This window comes from Rhodococcus sp. ACPA1 (assembly GCF_002300195.1).
Lineage (GTDB): Bacteria > Actinomycetota > Actinomycetes > Mycobacteriales > Mycobacteriaceae > Rhodococcus_F > Rhodococcus_F opacus.
This window is the reverse complement of sequence record NZ_NSDX01000003.1, coordinates 1,227,152-1,244,951: the sequence shown is the minus strand read 5'-3', so window position 1 is coordinate 1,244,951 and position 17,800 is coordinate 1,227,152. Positions and strand designations below refer to the sequence as shown.

Genomic DNA, 17,800 nt, shown 5'->3' with positions numbered 1-17,800 from the left:
CCTAGATTGGAAGGGCAGGCCACAGCCAGGGGGCGTCCATGCGACCGTTCGAAGCTCTGCGATCCGCGATCTCTCTGCGTGTACCGGCGGTGATGCTGCTGGTCGTATCCGTGTGGGCGGTGCTCGGCCCGCCGTCGGCGTCCGCCGAGCCCCGCATCACCAGGGTGGACGTGTATTCGGAGTCGATGGGCCGGTGGGTGGCCAACGACGTCATCTCTCCCGCATCGGGCGCTCCGGCGCCCACCTTCTACCTGCTCACCGGGATCGGCGGCGGGTCGGACGGGATCTCCTGGTTCAACAACACCGGTGTGCGGGACTTCTTCGCCGACAAGCACGTCAACGTGGTAATGCCGATCGGCGGCCAGTACAGCATGTACACGGACTGGGATGCCGACGACCCGGTCCTCGGCCGGAACAAGTGGCAGACGTACCTGACGACCGAACTCCCCGCGGCCATCGACAGCCGCTTCGCGACCACGGGGGCGAACGCCATCGGCGGGGTGTCGATGGCGGGCGGCGCGGTACTCGACCTTGCCATTCAGGCTCCGGGTTTCTATCGTGCCGTCGGCTCGTACAGCGGGTGTGCCGCGACGAGCGGACTGCTGGGCCAGGCGATGGTGCGGTCGATGGTGGAATTGCGGGGCGGCGGCAATGCGGCCAACATGTGGGGCTCTGCCGTGGATCCGCGGTGGCGGGTACACGACCCGATGCTGAATGCCGAACGTCTGCGCGGCACAGAATTGTTCGTCTCGAGCGGCAACGGACTTCCCGGCAACATCGACAACCACGACCCCGTGCTGGTGGTGCCCCAGACGATCGGCGGCAGCGTCGTCGAGATGGTGACCAACGTGTGTGCGGCCGCGTTCCAGTCGCGGCTGCACTCGCTGGGGATTCCCGCCACGTTCGCCTATCTGTCGCAGGGCACGCATTCGTGGGGGCTGTTCGAGACCGAGTTACGGGACTCCTGGCCCGTCATCGGCAGTGCGATCGGGGCGTGACCCCAGGGAGCGCTCCAGGATCGGCCCGATGACCGCGAGGGCTTCCGGTGTGGTCATCCGCAGGTGGTCGCACTCCACCTTGTGTTCGACGATCACGCCGGTGATCGCGGGCTGCCAGACGCTCGGCGACGGCCGTTCGCCTTCCTCCCCGTCGGCGGACTGCGCGGCGCTGAAGAACACCAGGTCGCCGTCGAACACTCGCGGCCGGTATCCGGTGGAGATCTGCCTCGAGTTCTCCAGGCCGGTGCTGATGCGACCGAGGAGGGTCGACGCGAACGCGGGGTCGCGGCCGAAGGATCGTCCGAGCATCTCGACCAGTTGCTCGCGGTACGACATGCCGGTGTCGCCCTCGCCCTCGAACTCGACACCCAGCCCGTGCAACCACTCCTCGGCGTTCACCTCGAGGTCACCGAAGTTTTCGCCCTCCGCGACGTAGCTGTCCATCATCGCGAGTGTGCCGACCTCGGCGCCGGACTCACGGAGTTCGACGGCGACGGCCTGGGCGATGACACCGCCGAGGGACCAGCCCAGCAGGTGGTAGGGCCCCTCGGGCTGCACCGCGCGCATCTCGACCACGTACCGGTGGGCGAGCTGCGCCATCGACTCGAACGTCGTTCCGCCGCTGAGGATCGGCAGCTGCAGCCCGTACACCGGACGGTCGGGCGAGACGTACTTCATCAGTCCGGCGTATCCCAGCGCGAGTCCACCCGCCGGGTGCACGCAGAACAGCGCGGATTGCGCACCGGATGCCCGGAACGGAACGACGACGTTCAGCACGTCGTCCGCCGGCATGCTTCCGAGCGCCGACGGGTCGACGATGCGGCGAGCCAGGCCCTCCGGGGTGGGGTTGCGGAAGATCCATTGCAGCACGACGTCGGTGCCGAGCCGGTCGCGGAGCGCGGACGCCACCCGGGTCGCGACGAGCGAGTTCCCGCCCAGTTCGAAGAAGTCGTCGTCGGCTCCGACGCGTTCGATGCCGAGGACGTCGGCAAAGGCCTCCGCCACCGCCTCCTCGACCGGGGTGGCGGGTGCCCGGAACTCTCTGGGCGCGAGCACCGGTGCGGGTAGCGCTCGCCGGTCGAGCTTGCCGGTGCGGCCGACGGGCAGCCGGTCGAGCACCACCAGCTGGGTGGGCACCATGTACGGCGCGAGGTGGGATCCGGCGTACCGGAGTACCTCGGCGGTGTCGATGCTCGCACCGGCTTCGGCGGTCACGTATCCCACCAGCCGGTCGCCGGTGCCGCTGTGCACGGTGACCGCCGCGCGGCCGACGCCGTCGCAGCGGGCCAGCACCGATTCGATTTCGCCGAGTTCCACCCGCTGTCCCCGGATCTTCACCTGGAAGTCGTTGCGTCCCACATACTCCAGCCTGCCGACCTCGATCCACCGCACGAGGTCGCCGGTCCGGTACATGCGGGAGCCGGGTTCGCCGAACGGGTTCGCCACGAAGGACGCGGCCGTCAGCGCCGCACGCCGGTGGTAGCCGCGCGCGAGCCCCGGCCCCGCGACGTACAGTTCCCCGATCACCCCCACCGGAACGGGCTGCAGCCAGGTGTTCACCACGATCACGTCGACGCCGCGGCCGGGCCCACCGATGTTCACCGGTTCGTCGGGTGACAGCACCTCGCTGATCGTCGTCTGGACCGTGGCCTCGGCCGGGCCGTACCCGTTGAAGACGAAGCGCCCCGGGGTCCAGCGGTCCGCCAACTCGGGTGGGAACCGTTCGCCTCCCATCGCGAGTATCCGCAGGGAGGGGAGGTCCTCGGGGCGGAGGGTGTCCAGGATCGTGGGTGTGAAGAAGGCGTGCGTGACGTGCTCGGCCTCGAGCAGTTCGGCCAGTTCCCTTCCCCCGAAGATTCTCGGCGGCACGATCACCAGAGTCGCGCCGACGGCGAACGCCATCAGCAGTTCGAACACGGACGCGTCGAAATTCGGCGACGCCAGGTGCGACACCCGGGCACCGTGCATCGACGCGAACCGTTCCCGTTCCTCCACAGCGAGATTCGCGAGACCGCCGTGCGTGATCACGACGCCCTTCGGTGTTCCCGTCGAACCGGAGGTGTAGAGCAGGAAGGCGGTGTGCTCGACGCGCAGCGGACGGATGCGGTCGGCGTCGGAGATCGGGTCTGCGGAATGCGCAGTCGCCACGTCGGGATCGTCGAGCAGCAGCCACGGCACCACCCCGGGCAACCGGTCACGGTGCTCCGTCACCGTCAACCCGAGCACCGCACCCGAATCCTCGAGCATGCCGCCGGTGCGCGCGGGCGGCAGGGCGGGATCGACCGGCACGTACGCCGCCCCCGATTTCGCGACCGCCCACACCGACAGCACCCATTCGATCGATCGCGGCACGCCGATCGCGACGAAGGCGTCCGGGCCGGCGCCCCGACGGATCAGCGCCCTGGCCAGTCGGTTCGACCGCTCGTCGAGTTCCCGGTATGACACGGTGACGCCTTCGCACGACACTGCGGTCGCCCCCGGTGCAAGCGCGGCGCCCGCGGTGAGGACGTCCGGCAGCGTGCGTTCCGCGGCCGCGGGAAAGCCGCGCATGGGCACGAGTTCGTCCCGTTCGAGGGCGTCGAGGATCTCGAGGTCGCCGACCCTGATCGACGGGTCGGTGACGGCGATGTCGAGCATCCGGACGAACCGGTCGGCCAGGCCGGCGACGGTTTCGGCGTCGAAAAGGTCGGTGGCGTAGGTGAAACCGGCCGTGATGCCTGCCGGTGTTCCGTCGTCCGTGTACTCCTCGGACAACGTCAGCTGCAGGTCGAACCTCGCGATCGTCGCACCGAGGTCGATGCCCTCTACCGCGACGCCGGGCAGCGAAAGGTCGGGGCGTTCGACGTTCTGGAACTCGAGCAGCACCTGGAACAGCGGTGAGTGTGCCGTCGAGCGGGGCGGATCGAGCGCTTCCACGACCTTCTCGAACGGCACCTCCGCGTGGGCGTACGCGCCGAGATCGACGTCGCGCACCTGCCCGAGCAGTTCGGAGAACCGGCTCGCGTCGGAGACGACGGTCCGCAGCACCACGGTGTTGACGAACATGCCGACCACGTCGTCGAGGGCGGCCTCGCCGCGCCCGGCGACCGGGGTGCCGACGGCGATGTCCTCGGTACCGGACATCCTCGCGAGGAAGGCGGCAAGGGCGGCGTGCGCGACCATGAACACGGTCGACTGGTGCGTGGACGCCGTCGCCAGCAGCCGGTGGTGCAGACCGGCGTCGATCTCGAATCCGACCCTGCTCCCGTCGGGCGTGCGTTGCATCGACCGCGGGCGGTCGGCGGGCAGGTCCAGGGCGGCGGGGAGGCCGGCCAGCGTGGTGCGCCAGTAGTCCAGTTGCTGCGACACCATCGACTGCGGATCGTCCTCCGACCCGAGGAGCTGACGCTGCCAGAGCGTGAAGTCGGCGTACTGGACCGTGGGCGGGTGCCACTCCGGGGCGTGCCCGCCCGCCCGCGCGGTGTACGCCACCATCATGTCGCGCGCGAGCGGGACCATCGACACGCCGTCCGCAACGATGTGGTGGACCACGACCAGCAGCACTCGATCGGTGCCGGAAATCTCGAACACGGCGGCCCGCAACGGGATCTGCCCAGTGACGTCGAACCCCTCCGAGACCGCCGCCGACAGCCGTTCCCGCAACTCCTCGTCGCTCGACACCGTCGTGACGGGCAGGTCCGGCACCGAATCGGCAGCAGGGAGGATCACCTGCACCGGTTCGTCGCCGGCCATCGGGAATCGGGTGCGGAGCGATTCGTGGCGCTTCACCACATCGGACACCGCAGCCCGCAGTGCCCCGAGGTCGAGTGCGCCGGTGAGCCGGAACGCCATGGCGATGTTGTAGGCGGGCGAAGACGTGTCGAACTGGTTGAGGAACCACATGCGGGTCTGCGCCAGGGACAGGGGAATGCGTTCGGGGCGCGGCGCTGCCCGCAACTCCGGCCGGTGCGTCAGCACACCCGCTTTCGCCGCGCGCTCCGCGAAAGCCGTCACGGTCGGCGCCTCGAACAGGGCGTGCACGCCGACGTCGACGCCGAGAGCGGCATCGACCCGGGCGACGACCCGGGTGGCCGACAGCGAATCTCCGCCCAGCCGGAAGAAGTCGTCGTCGGCACCGACGCGATCGACACCGAGGACGTCGCCGTACACCTCGGCGACAACGGACTCGAACGGGGTTGCCGGGGCGCGGAATCGACGCGCCGGAGCCTCCGGTGCGGGGAGTGCGGCACGATCCAACTTCCCACTCGCCGTCACCGGCAACTCCCCCAACACCACCACCACCGACGGCACCACACCCCCCGGCAACACCGACCCCGCAAACTCCACCACCACACCCGGATCCACCCGCACCCCCACCTCCGGCACCACATACCCCACCAACCCACCACCCTCACCCACCACCACCGCAGCCGCCACCACCCCCGGACACCGCACCAACACCGACTCCACCTCCCCCAACTCCACCCGCTGCCCCCGCACCTTCACCTGAAAATCAGCACGCCCCACAAACACCAACGACCCCAACCCATCCCACCGCACCAAATCCCCCGTCCGATACAACCGCGACCCCACCACCCCGAACGGATTCGCCACAAACGACCCCGCCGTCAACCCCGCCCGCCCCAAATACCCCCGCGCCAACCCCGCACCCCCCACATACAACTCCCCCACCACACCCACCGGCACCGGCCGCAACCACCCATCCAGCACCACCACCTCCACACCCACCGCCGGACCCCCCACCGTCACCACACCCCCCGCCACCAACGCACCACTGACCGTCGCCTGCACCGTCACCTCCGTCGGCCCATACGCATCGAACAACTCCCGCCCCGGCGCCCACCGCGCCACCAACTCCGGCCCCAACACCTCCCCCGCCACCACCAACACCCGCACCGACCCCAACACCCCCGACTCCACCGTCGCCAACACCGACGGCGTCACAAAACAATGCGTCACCCCCTCCACCGCCAACCACTCCCCCAACGCCGCACCCCCGAACACCCCCGCCGGCGCCACCACCAACCGCGCCCCCACCGAAAACGCCATCAACCACTCGTACACCGACGCATCAAAACTCGGCGACGCCACATGCGACACCCGACACCCCGACCACAAACCAAACCGAACCCGCACCTCCTCAACCAAATTCGCCAAACCCCCATGCGTCACCACCACCCCCTTCGGACGCCCCGACGACCCCGACGTATACATCACATACGCCGCATCCCCCACCCACAACCGCCGCACCCGATCCCCATCCGACACCCCCACCCCCGACACCCCCACCACCACACCCCAATCATCAACCCGCAACCACTCCACCACCGACGGCAACACCACCCCCGACACCGACAACCCCACCACCGCAACCGAATCCACCAACAACTCCCGCACCCGCACCTCCGGCAACCCCGGATCCACCGGCACAAACGCCGCCCCCGACTTCACCACCGCCCACACCGCCACCACCAACTCCACCGACCGCGGCACCGCCACCCCCACCACCACACCCGGACCCACACCCCGCCCGATCAACACCCGCGCCCACCGATTCGACCACTCATCCAACTCCCCATACGACAACTCCACACCCCCACACGACACCGCCACACCACCCCCACCCAACCCCACACCCCCCGCCAAAATCTCCGGCAACAACCGCACCCCCACACCAGCCCTACCCCGCACCGGCACCAACACCCCCCGCTCCACCACACCCAACACATCCACACGAGCCAACGTGACATCCGGATCGGAGGCCATCACCTCGAGCACCCGGATGACCCGGCCGGCCGTCGCGTCGACGGTGGCCCGGTCGACGAGGTCGGGTCGGTAGTGAAACGTCATGCGCAGCTGCGTGTCCACCGAGAAGGCGACGCTCAGCGGATAGTGTGTGGCGTCGACGCCGCTCACGTCGACCACCCGGATGCCGGCGAGGTCGGTGTCTTCGGTCAGGCCTCCCCGGTCGATCGGGTACGACTCGAAGACGGTTGCCGTGTCGAACCCGATGTCGGGACCGGCTGCTCGCTGGATGTCGGCGAGACCGAGGTGGTGGTGGTGGTCGAGGAGGGCTGCCTGTTCCGCTTGTGTCCGGTCGAGCAGCCGGCCGAGCGTTTCCCGGGGGTTCAGTGTGATGCGTGTGGGCACGGTGTTGACGAACAACCCGATCATCGATTCGACGCCGGACAGGTGCGGCGACCGCCCGGACACGGTGCTTCCGAACGTCACGTCGTGGCGGGAAGTCGCTGAACCGAGCACGATGCCCCACGCCACCTGAGTCACCGTGTTCAGCGTCGTGTTGCGGGTACGCGCGAGGGTGGTGAGGTCGGCGGTCAGTTCCTCGGACACGGTGAACCGAGCACTCTCGGGAGGAGCCGACAGCGGCCGCCCCCGTGCGTCGGGCAGGAGCAGCGTCGGACCGTCGACGCCGGCGAGCGCGGTCGCCCATGCCACTCGCGAGTCCGCAGGGTCCCGGCGATGCAGCCACGACAGGAAGTCTCGGTAGGGCCGGGGTCGCGGCAACGCCGAAACATCGTCGTCTCCGGCCACATAGAGCGCGAGCAGCTCGCGGATCGCGAGCGGCATCGACCATCCGTCGAGGAGGGTGTGATGATTGGTCCACACGAGCCGGGATTCGTGGCTGCCGGTCGTCACGAGCAGGAACCGCACCAGTGGGGCCCGGGACGTGTCGAACGGCGTGGCCCGGTCGGCGGTCAGGACCCGGTCCAGTTCGGCGGACCGCGCGACCTCGGGCAGATCCGTGAGGTCGATCTCGCGGAACGGGAGGTCGACGGCCGCGGGCACCACCTGGACGAATGTTCCGTCTCGGGCGGGGACGAACGCCACCCGCAGATTCGCGTGCCGATCCAGCAATGCCGTGGCGGCGCGGCGCATCCGGGACGGGTCGACGGCACCCTTCAGGTGCAGTGCCACCTGGACGGTGTACGCGTCGATCGACGGTTTCGCGAGCAGGGCGTGGAACAGCAACCCGGCCTGCAGGGGTGCGGGCGGCCACACGTCGGTGAGCACGCCGAAGCGCTCCTCCCACGTGTCGAGGTCGGCCTGGGTCACGTCGACGAGGGGAACGTCCGACGGTGTGAGTCCGCCTGCGTCCCCACTGTGCGCGTGGGACACCAATGCGCACACACACTCCCGCCACCGTTGTGCCAGCCGCTCCACGTCGGCGTGCGCGAGCAGAGTGTCCGGGAACCCGAACCCGACCCGGAGTCGTCCGCCGATCACGATCGCGTTGACCTCGACGGCGGCAGACGCCGGCATGTCGGGGTCCGGGACGTACCGCAGGTCGCCGAACCCGTCCGCGGGACTCCAGCCGACCGCCGTGTCGCCGTCCGCCGAATCCGGAACCTGACCGAGATAGTTGAAACTGATCTGCCCCGGTTCCGTTCCCGGCAGGCTGCCCGCGGTCTCCGGGTTCAGGTAGCGGAGCAGTCCGTAACCGATGCCCATGTCGGGGACTTCCCGGAGGTGTTCTTTCACGCGTTTCACGGCGCTGCCGATGTCGTGGCCGCCGACGAGTGCGTTGTCGAGGTCGATGCCGCGGAGATCGACGCGCACGGGGAAGACCGTCGTGAACCAGCCGACGGTGCGGGACAGGTCGGCACCGGGCACCACCTGCTGCTCCCGGCCGTGCCCTTCCAGCCGGATCAGCATCGACGTGCCCGGGATCCCCCCCTCCGCACGCCACCTCGACGCCGCCACCACCAGCGCCGTCAGCAGGACGTCGAGGACACCCCCGTGATACAGCTCCGGGAGGCGTGTGAGCAGAGCGGACGTGTCGTCGCGGGAGGTCTCGACGCTCACGTCCTGCAGCGCGGTCGCGAGGTCCCGGCCCGGATCGAGGGGGCGTTCGGTGATCAGCGGGTCGGGTCCGTCGACGACGTGCTGCCACCACCCCAACTCGGCGGCCCTGTCGCTCCGGACGGCTTCTTCGGCCAGCGCGTGCGCCCACCGGCGCATCGACGTCGCCGGTTCCGGGAGGGCCGGTACGCTCCCGGTACTGAACTGGTACCCGGCAGCTGCGAAGTCGGGCAGCAGAATCCGCCACGACACCCCGTCGACCGCGAGGTGGTGTGCCACCACGATCAATCGTCCGGTCCGTGCCGGGGGCGCGGCGGCGGGCCGCGGGTCGAGCCAGACGAACTGGACGACCACCCCGTCGGACGGGCGCAGCCTCTCCACGGCCGCTTGGTGCTCGGCCGCGATCAGGTCTGCCAGCGTGCCGGGATCGGACTCCGGGTCGACAACGATGCGCCGGACCAGTGAGTCGATGTCGATCTCGGTCGCGGCACGAGTCTCCATCTGCCACTGCCCGTTCGCGTCCTGGTAAAGCCGCGACCGCAGCATGTCGTGTCGCGCGAGCACCGCGGTGACGGTCGCGAGGAGCCGGTCCGAGTCGATGCCGCCCGGGAGGTCGATCAGCACGCTCTGGCTGAACCGCTCGAAGTGCCCGCCGCGCTCGATCAGGTACCGGACCACCGGGGTGGGCGGGAACGTGCCGATTCCGCCGCCCGCGAGTTCGGCGAGCGCAACTGTGGTCTCACCCTCCGTGATGTCCGATTCTGCCGCGAGCGCGGCCACGGTCCGGTGCTCGAACACCTGCTGCGGGGTGAACACCAGTCCTCGTGCCTTGGCACGGGATACGAGCCGGATCGACAGGATGCTGTCGCCGCCCAGCGCGAAGAACGATTCGTCCAACCCGACCTGGTCGAGCCCGAGCACTTCGGCGAACACCGACGCCAGCGTGTGTTCCGCCACTGTTCGTGGTACGCGGTGGGGTCCGCGCGCCACGACGGGCGCGGGGAGTGCGGCACGATCCAACTTCCCACTCGCCGTCACCGGCAACTCCCCCAACACCACCACCACCGACGGCACCACACCCCCCGGCAACACCGACCCCGCAAACTCCACCACCACACCCGGATCCACCCGCACCCCCACCTCCGGCACCACATACCCCACCAACCCACCACCCTCACCCACCACCACCGCAGCCGCCACCACCCCCGGACACCGCACCAACACCGACTCCACCTCCCCCAACTCCACCCGCTGCCCCCGCACCTTCACCTGAAAATCAGCACGCCCCACAAACACCAACGACCCCAACCCATCCCACCGCACCAAATCCCCCGTCCGATACAACCGCGACCCCACCACCCCGAACGGATTCGCCACAAACGACCCCGCCGTCAACCCCGCCCGCCCCAAATACCCCCGCGCCAACCCCGCACCCCCCACATACAACTCCCCCACCACACCCACCGGCACCGGCCGCAACCACCCATCCAGCACCACCACCTCCACACCCACCGCCGGACCCCCCACCGTCACCACACCCCCCGCCACCAACGCACCACTGACCGTCGCCTGCACCGTCACCTCCGTCGGCCCATACGCATCGAACAACTCCCGCCCCGGCGCCCACCGCGCCACCAACTCCGGCCCCAACACCTCCCCCGCCACCACCAACACCCGCACCGACCCCAACACCCCCGACTCCACCGTCGCCAACACCGACGGCGTCACAAAACAATGCGTCACCCCCTCCACCGCCAACCACTCCCCCAACGCCGCACCCCCGAACACCCCCGCCGGCGCCACCACCAACCGCGCCCCCACCGAAAACGCCATCAACCACTCGTACACCGACGCATCAAAACTCGGCGACGCCACATGCGACACCCGACACCCCGACCACAAACCAAACCGAACCCGCACCTCCTCAACCAAATTCGCCAAACCCCCATGCGTCACCACCACCCCCTTCGGACGCCCCGACGACCCCGACGTATACATCACATACGCCGCATCCCCCACCCACAACCGCCGCACCCGATCCCCATCCGACACCCCCACCCCCGACACCCCCACCACCACACCCCAATCATCAACCCACAACCACTCCACCACCGACGGCAACACCACCCCCGACACCGACAACCCCACCACCGCAACCGAATCCACCAACAACTCCCGCACCCGCACCTCCGGCAACCCCGGATCCACCGGCACAAACGCCGCCCCCGACTTCACCACCGCCCACACCGCCACCACCAACTCCACCGACCGCGGCACCGCCACCCCCACCACCACACCCGGACCCACACCCCGCCCGATCAACACCCGCGCCCACCGATTCGACCACTCATCCAACTCCCCATACGACAACTCCACACCCCCACACGACACCGCCACACCACCCCCACCCAACCCCACACCCCCCGCCAAAATCTCCGGCAACAACCGCACCCCCACACCAGCCCTACCCCGCACCGGCACCAACACCCCCCGCTCCACCACACCCAACACATCCACACGAGCCAACGGTGTATCCGGTGCCTCGACCGCGGCGGCGAGAATGTGGGAGAGGCACTGCGCGTCACCGGGACCGTGCACGTCGACGGTCCAGGAACCGTCCCGGTCGTCGACCTCCACGAACACCCCGCCACCGGCGGAGTCCCACCGCTTCACGACGGCGACGGCACCCGTGCCGATGCGCTCGACGCCGAGCGGTTCCCGCATGCCGCCCGCGACGGACCACGAGTCCACCGGACCATCTGTGGAAGAGAGGAACCGGTGTCTCCGGGATCTCCGCAGTTGCAGACCCACGTGCCGTGTCAGCGCATCGAACGTGAGTTGCGGTGCGAGGGAGAGCCTCACGGGTGTGGTGGACCCTTGCGACCGGTGCCCGACCACCACGTCGTCGATGGCCGTGCGGCTGTGCCGGTACACCGCCAGCGCGGCGAGTAGGACGGCGGCGGGACCGCCACCGCTGCGGCGTGCGAGCCGTACGAGCGCGCCGTCGGCGGGAATGGTGAACGGGCCGAGGTTCTCCTCCTCGGAGACCGGACCGGGCGGGGTCTCGTGTCGCGGCGCTCCGGCGAGCAGGTGCTCCCAGTAGCGGCGGTCGTCCGCCCACGAGTCGCTCTCGCGGTACCGCGCATCGGAGGTCAGCGGGACGGACGGCGACACGAACGGCCGGGACTCCGGCGGCGGGGTGGGGGCGGATTCCCCCGCCTCATAGGTCTCGGCGGTGCGGTGGACGATCGCCGTCATGCCCGGTTCGTCGTTCACCAATCGGTGGTAGCGCTGGAACCACCCGTATCGGCCGTGCGGCAATCGGAACAGGGCGTGCACGTACAGCGGTCCGGTGCCGGGGTCCATCGGGCGGTTCAGCTCGTGGTCGATCCATGTCGTCACGAGTCGGCCGGGGTCGTCGGACGCGGCGGCGTCGAGGACGTCCGGGCCGGTCACCGGGGCGCCGGTAACCTGCCCGGGTTCCGGGCCGTCGAGCACGAAAGTGCTGTGCAGTCCGGTGCATTCGGCCAGCGTCTGCTGCAGCACCCGGCAGAACCGGTCTTCGTCGAGCGGGCCGTCGAGTTCGAGATACTGGCCGAAGGAGGCGTCGGGAACACCGGCGCGGAGCACCGCGAGCTGGTCGTAGGTGAGGGGCAGCACCTCACCGGTACTCATGGAATCCTCGCCCGGTCTTACGCCCGAGATGACCGGCCTCGACCAGGGCGACGAGCGGCTCGGGCGGGCGGTAGTGGTCGTCACCGGTCAACTCGCGCAGCGCGGTCATCGTGTCGTGGACGTTGTCCAGGCCGATCAGGTCGGCGGTCCGCAGTGGTCCCATCGGGTGGCCGAGGCAGCCTTCGAACAACGCATCGGTGGTGTCCGCGTCGGCGATACCGTCGCCGAGGGCGGTCGCCGCCTCCGCGATACACAGCATGAGGACACGGTTCAGCAGGAATCCGGGTCCGTCGCCGACGACGATGCCGGTCTTGTCCAGTGTGGCGAGGAGCGTCAGCGCACGGTCCAGCGACTGCGGCGACGTCCGCGGCCCCCGCACCACCTCCACGGTGTCCTTGAGCGGGGCGGGGTTCATGAAGTGCAGTCCGACAACCTGTTCCGGTCTCGTGGTACTCGCGGCGAGTCGGTCGACGGGGATGCCGGAGGTGCACGACGCGAGTAGCGCGTCGGGTGCGCACACACGATCCAGTTCGGCGAAGACCTTCTCCTTGAGGTCGATTCGCTCGGGGACGCATTCGATGACGACGGCGGCGTCCCGCAGATCGGTCAGCTGCCCGGTCCAGTGCACCCGCGCGGCGGCTTCGGCGGGTTTCGGACCACCGGCCCGGCCGAGGAGTATCGCGAGCCGCAGCGAGTCGCGCATCCGAGACCGCGCCTGTTCGACGGCCCGCGGGTCGGGGTCGACGACGATCACGTCGTGGCCGGCCTGCGCGAGACATTCGGCCACCCCGGCGCCCATGGTCCCCGCCCCCACCACACCGACGCTCATCGCACTGCCTTCACTCATCGCGCCGCCTCCGTCGAAAAGCCTGTGTCGTCCTGGTGCACGTACTCCATCGCCACCTCCTGGGTGGGCAGGTCGGGATGAGCCACGAGTCCGGCCAGCAGCCGCCGGAGGTCGGTGAGCATCGCGGTAGCCGTGCTCCGGTCGAAGAGGTCGGTGGCGTAGTCGAGTTCGAGGGTGAGTGCCGTCGGACCGCGGGTCCACGACAGCCCGAGTTCGACGGGCGACAGGTCTGCCCGTTCGGCGCTGTCGTCGCGCTCCCCGTCGCAGCGCACGGGGAAGTCCTGCGCCGCCGTGTCGGCCGCGCGAGGATCCGAAGACAGCTCCCGGCGTACGGTCTCCACCAGCTCCGGGTAGGTGGGATCTCCCGACAGGTCCGCGACCACGACCCGCGGCGATGCCCCCGGTCCCGGGGCGGTGCCCACGGCCACCTCGTCCTGCGCCGTGTACCAGGCGAGGAGCGTGAGCCAGGCGGCGAGCAGTTCCGGGTGGCCCGGTTGTCCGTCGAGTGTCGCCGTCACCCGTGCGGTCGAGTAGCTCGGCGGTTCCGCGCCGGTCGAGGGTTGCCGGGGCCGGTCGGCCGGGACCAGGGGTGGCGCCACCAGCCGCGCCACCGGGGCGGGGGCCGCGTCGGTCAGGAACACGGAAACAGGTTGTGTGCGAGGCGCATCCGCGACACCTTCGAGGATGCGGACGTATTCGGCGCACAGCGCGGCGGCAGTCTGCTCGGTGAACAGTTCCGTGCTGAACTCGAGCCCGGCCGCCATGCCGTCCTCGCCGCCCCGCTCCGTGGTGACGAGGGTGAGATCGAACTTGGCCGTGCCGGACGGCACCCCGCCGAACGCGATGGCCGCGGGATCCTCCTGGTCGAACAGCGTCTCGGTGAGTCCTTGCTGCGACTGCAGCGCCGGCAGTTCCTGGTGGACGTGGCAGACGTCGAACAGTGGTGTCCGGCTCAGGTCCCGGTCGCCGGTGAGTGCGGTCACGACGCGGTCGAACGGGATCTCCTGGTGTTCGAGGGCGCCGAGCACGACATCACGCACGCGTGCGCACAGCTCCGTGATGTTCGGGTCCCCGGACAGGTCGGCGCGCAGTGCCACCGTGCTGTTGAAGTACCCGATCATGCCGGACAGTTCCGGCCGGTTGCGTCCGGTCGTCGGTGTCCCGACCACGAGGTCGCGCTGGCGGCTGCGGCTCGCCATGAGGAGGTAGAACGCGGAGAGCAGCACCACGAACAGCGACACGGACTCCCTCCGGGCCACGGCCCGCAGGCTCCGGGTCAGCTCCTCGGAGACGGTGAACGTGTGGAACGCGCCGGTGAAGTTCTTCCGCTCCGGACGCGGGAAGTCGGTGGGCAGCCGGAGCAGCGGTACGTCCTCCAGAACGGTTCTCCAGTATTCGAGTTCGGAGTCGAGCGCGGCACTCGCGATGAGTTCCCGCTGCCACAGGGCGTAGTCCCAGTACTCGATGGGGAGCGGTGCGAGGTCGGCGCGGCGGCCGGCGCGGCGTGCCGCGTACAGGGCGGGCAGTTCCTGCTCGAAGATTCTCGGCGAACCCCCGTCGTTGACGGAATGGTGGGTGGTGACCTGCAGGACGTGCTCGTCGGGGCCGATCCTGATGAGCAGTGCCCGCACAAGCGGGTCGGTGGCCAGGTCGAACGGTGCCACCGCGGCCTCGTGCACGAGGGCCCGGGCCGCGGCCACCGGATCCGGTTCGCCCGACACGTCGGCGGTGCGGAAGAAGTCGCCGAGGGTTTCGCGGATCCGCAGTTCCGGCTCCCCGTCGACCTCGACGTAGTTGGACAGCAGCACCCGGTGCCGTGCGGCGAGGTCGTCCCACATTCCCCGGACGGCGGATTCGTCGATCGGCCCGTGCAATTCGCTGACCATCGGCAGGTTGTAGATGGTCGTGTCGGCGTCGAGTTGGTGATGGAACCACATGCGTACCTGACCGAACGACATCACGTGCCGCCCCCGCGGCATGATCGGAGGCAGCCCACCGGACGCGGACGTGCCGTCCGCGAGGAGTGCGGCGAAATCTGCGACCTTCGGCCGCTCGTAGAGGTCGATGAGTTTGGGCCGGACCCCGTATCGGTCCGACACCCGGTCGACGAGTTGCATGCCGATGAGCGAGTTTCCACCGAGGTCGAAATAGTCGTCGTCGGCGCCGACGTCCCTCTCGCTGTGGAGCAACTCGCGCAGTGTCGTCTGCAACCAGTCGAGGCTGTCTTCCGGCGCGGCCGTCACCGATTGCGGGCTCGGTTCCGCCGACGGATTGTCCGCGGCGTCGTCCCAGTCGGGTTGGCCCGGGAGGTCGAACCAGCACCGCGAACCGCGCATCGGGTGGCCGGGTAGGCGCACTCGCCAGGCGGAGTCGTCACCACGGTCGACGGCCGCCCAGTCGAGGTCGACTCCGCGCTCGTACAGCCGGGCGAGGAGATGGGTGACCGCGTCGGACGTGTCCGGCGCACGGAGTATGTCGACGTCCGGCGTGTCGCGGAGAGCGTCGGCGAGCAGTGCGCCGAGGCGTCCCTCGGGGCTCGGCTCCACGAAGACGACGGGGCCGTCCGCGAGCATTCCCTTCGCGACGGCGACGAGCCGGTCGGTGTCGATCGAGGGGTCCGCGGCCGCGGCGGCGATGTCTGCAGCCTCCACCGCCGACAGTGTGTCCCGCAGATACCGGGCCGCGTACCGGGACACGCCGCCGCTGAGGACGGCGTCGACGGTGACGCCCGCGGCCCGGAGGTCACGGTGGACGGCGATCTGGCCGGCGAGGAGGTCCGCCTCGTCGCCGGTGGCCGGAAGCTCCGACGGCAGGGTTCGGCCGCGCAGTGCGGGCGGCATCCGGTCGGGCGACAGCAGCAACGCCACGGCGGGGCGTTGCCGGGTGGTCGGTGCGGAGTCCTCGCCGCGGGCGTCGAGTTCGGCGGCGCGGACAGCGAGCGACTGCGCGAGTTCGGCGATGCTGCGTGCGTGCACCGCCACCCGGTGGTCGTGGTGCGGGCGGCCGTGATTGAGGGTGAAGACCACATCGTCGAGGTCGTGCCCGCGCACGGCCGTCGCCAGTTCCGTACACAGCGTGGCGAGGGCGCCCACGCTCTTCGCCGACACCCCGACCAGTCGACTCGTAGTGCCGGCGCGCGATCCGGTGGCACGCGCGGGCGGTTGTTCCACCACGCAGTGTGCGTTGATGCCGCCGAGGCTGAACGAACTCACCCCCGCCCGCCGGGGTCCGGTCTCGTCGCTCCACGTCCGGGCCTCGGTGACCACCTCGATTCCGTTGCCCGCGAGGTCGACTCCACCGGTGGGTCGTTCGAAATGCAGCGACGGGTACAACTCGCCGTGCTCGACGGCCAGGATCGCCTTCACGAGGCCGGACACCCCGGCGGCGTGATCGAGGTGACCGATGTTGGTCTTCACCGAACTGATCGGCAGTACGCCGGGACGGCCCCGGAACGCGGACGTGATCCCTTCGAGTTCGACCGCGTCGCCGAGTGGAGTTCCCGATCCGTGGGCCTCGAGGTACCCGGCATCGTCCGGGGTGAGACCCGCCTTCTGCCAGGCCCGGGAGATGACGGCCACCTGCGCCCGGGCGCTCGGGGAGCTGATCGTCGCGGACGAATGCCCGCTGGACACCGTTGCGGTGCCGCGGATCACGGCGTGGACGGGGACGCGGTCGGCGCGGGCGCGGGCCATCGTGGTGAGGAGGAGCGCCGCACCGCCCTCCCCGACCGCGGTGCCGTCCGCGTTCGCGTCGAACGCGCGGCAACGCCCGCCGGGTGACATCAGTTCCGCGGATCCCTCCGCCATGTCGGCGCGGAGACCGTTCACCCGCAGACTGACTCCGCCTGCGAGGGCGAAGTCGGCGTCACCCGACCGCAGCTCCCGGCAGGCGTGGTGCACCGCGATCAGCGACCCGTTGCAACCCGAGTCGACGGCGTAGCAGGGGCCGGTGAGGCCGAGCTGGTAGGCGATCCGGGCCGGCACGGCGAACGGAACGTTGCCCAGTGTGCTCAGCACACCCGGTTCCGCCCACATCGCCGGATACGTCGAGGTGGCGGCGCTGAACACCACCGCCGTCGCGCTGTCGCGGAACTCCGCCACCGAGTATCCGGCGTCCTCGACCGCCTGATACGCGAGGACCAGTGCGAGCCGCTGCTGCGGGTCGATCAGCGACGCTTCCCGTTTCGACAGGGTGAAGAAGGCGTAGTCGAACGTGGAGATGTCCTCGACGAAACCCATCGCGTGGTAGTGGGAGGGAGGTCCCAGCCCGGTCGCCTTCGCCCGTGACCGCGACAGCGGGCGCACCGAATCCCGGCCCGCCGCGAGATTGGCGCGGAACTCCGCCAGGTTCGCGGCCTCGGGGTAGCGCGCGGCGATGCCGACCACGGCGATGTCGTCGTCGCCCGGTGCAGGATCCGGTGTGGGATGTCGCACGGTCACGGTTGCCTCCTCCCGGCCGG

Annotated in this window: 4 protein-coding genes; 1 reads left to right on the top strand and 3 read right to left on the bottom strand. The window is 69.8% G+C overall.

Going from position 1 to position 17,800, the window contains the following annotated elements; translation table 11 throughout:
* The first annotated feature begins 38 nt into the window (after positions 1 to 38).
* On the top strand, positions 39 to 998 hold the full coding sequence (locus tag CJ177_RS16215; protein ID WP_005251689.1) for an alpha/beta hydrolase family protein: 960 nt from the start codon (positions 39 to 41) through the stop codon (positions 996 to 998).
* On the opposite strand, the gene CJ177_RS16210 is transcribed toward CJ177_RS16215, so the two are convergent.
* From CJ177_RS16210 to CJ177_RS16200, 3 genes are read right to left on the bottom strand one after another with little or no spacing between them, the layout of a single operon-like run.
* Positions 954 to 12,494: a non-ribosomal peptide synthetase gene (locus tag CJ177_RS16210; RefSeq protein ID WP_095868122.1), complete on the bottom strand. Its 11,541-nt coding sequence runs from the start codon at positions 12,492 to 12,494 to the stop codon at positions 954 to 956. The genes CJ177_RS16215 and CJ177_RS16210 overlap by 45 nt on opposite strands.
* Positions 12,481 to 13,341 (bottom strand): 3-hydroxyacyl-CoA dehydrogenase family protein, encoded by an 861-nt coding sequence (locus CJ177_RS16205; protein ID WP_061045024.1) that lies wholly within the window; start codon positions 13,339 to 13,341, stop codon positions 12,481 to 12,483. Before CJ177_RS16205 ends, CJ177_RS16210 begins: the two co-directional genes overlap by 14 nt.
* Positions 13,338 to 17,780 (bottom strand): condensation domain-containing protein, encoded by a 4,443-nt coding sequence (locus CJ177_RS16200; protein WP_095868121.1) that lies wholly within the window; start codon positions 17,778 to 17,780, stop codon positions 13,338 to 13,340. Before CJ177_RS16200 ends, CJ177_RS16205 begins: the two co-directional genes overlap by 4 nt.
* Between the last annotated feature and the right edge of the window lie 20 nt (positions 17,781 to 17,800).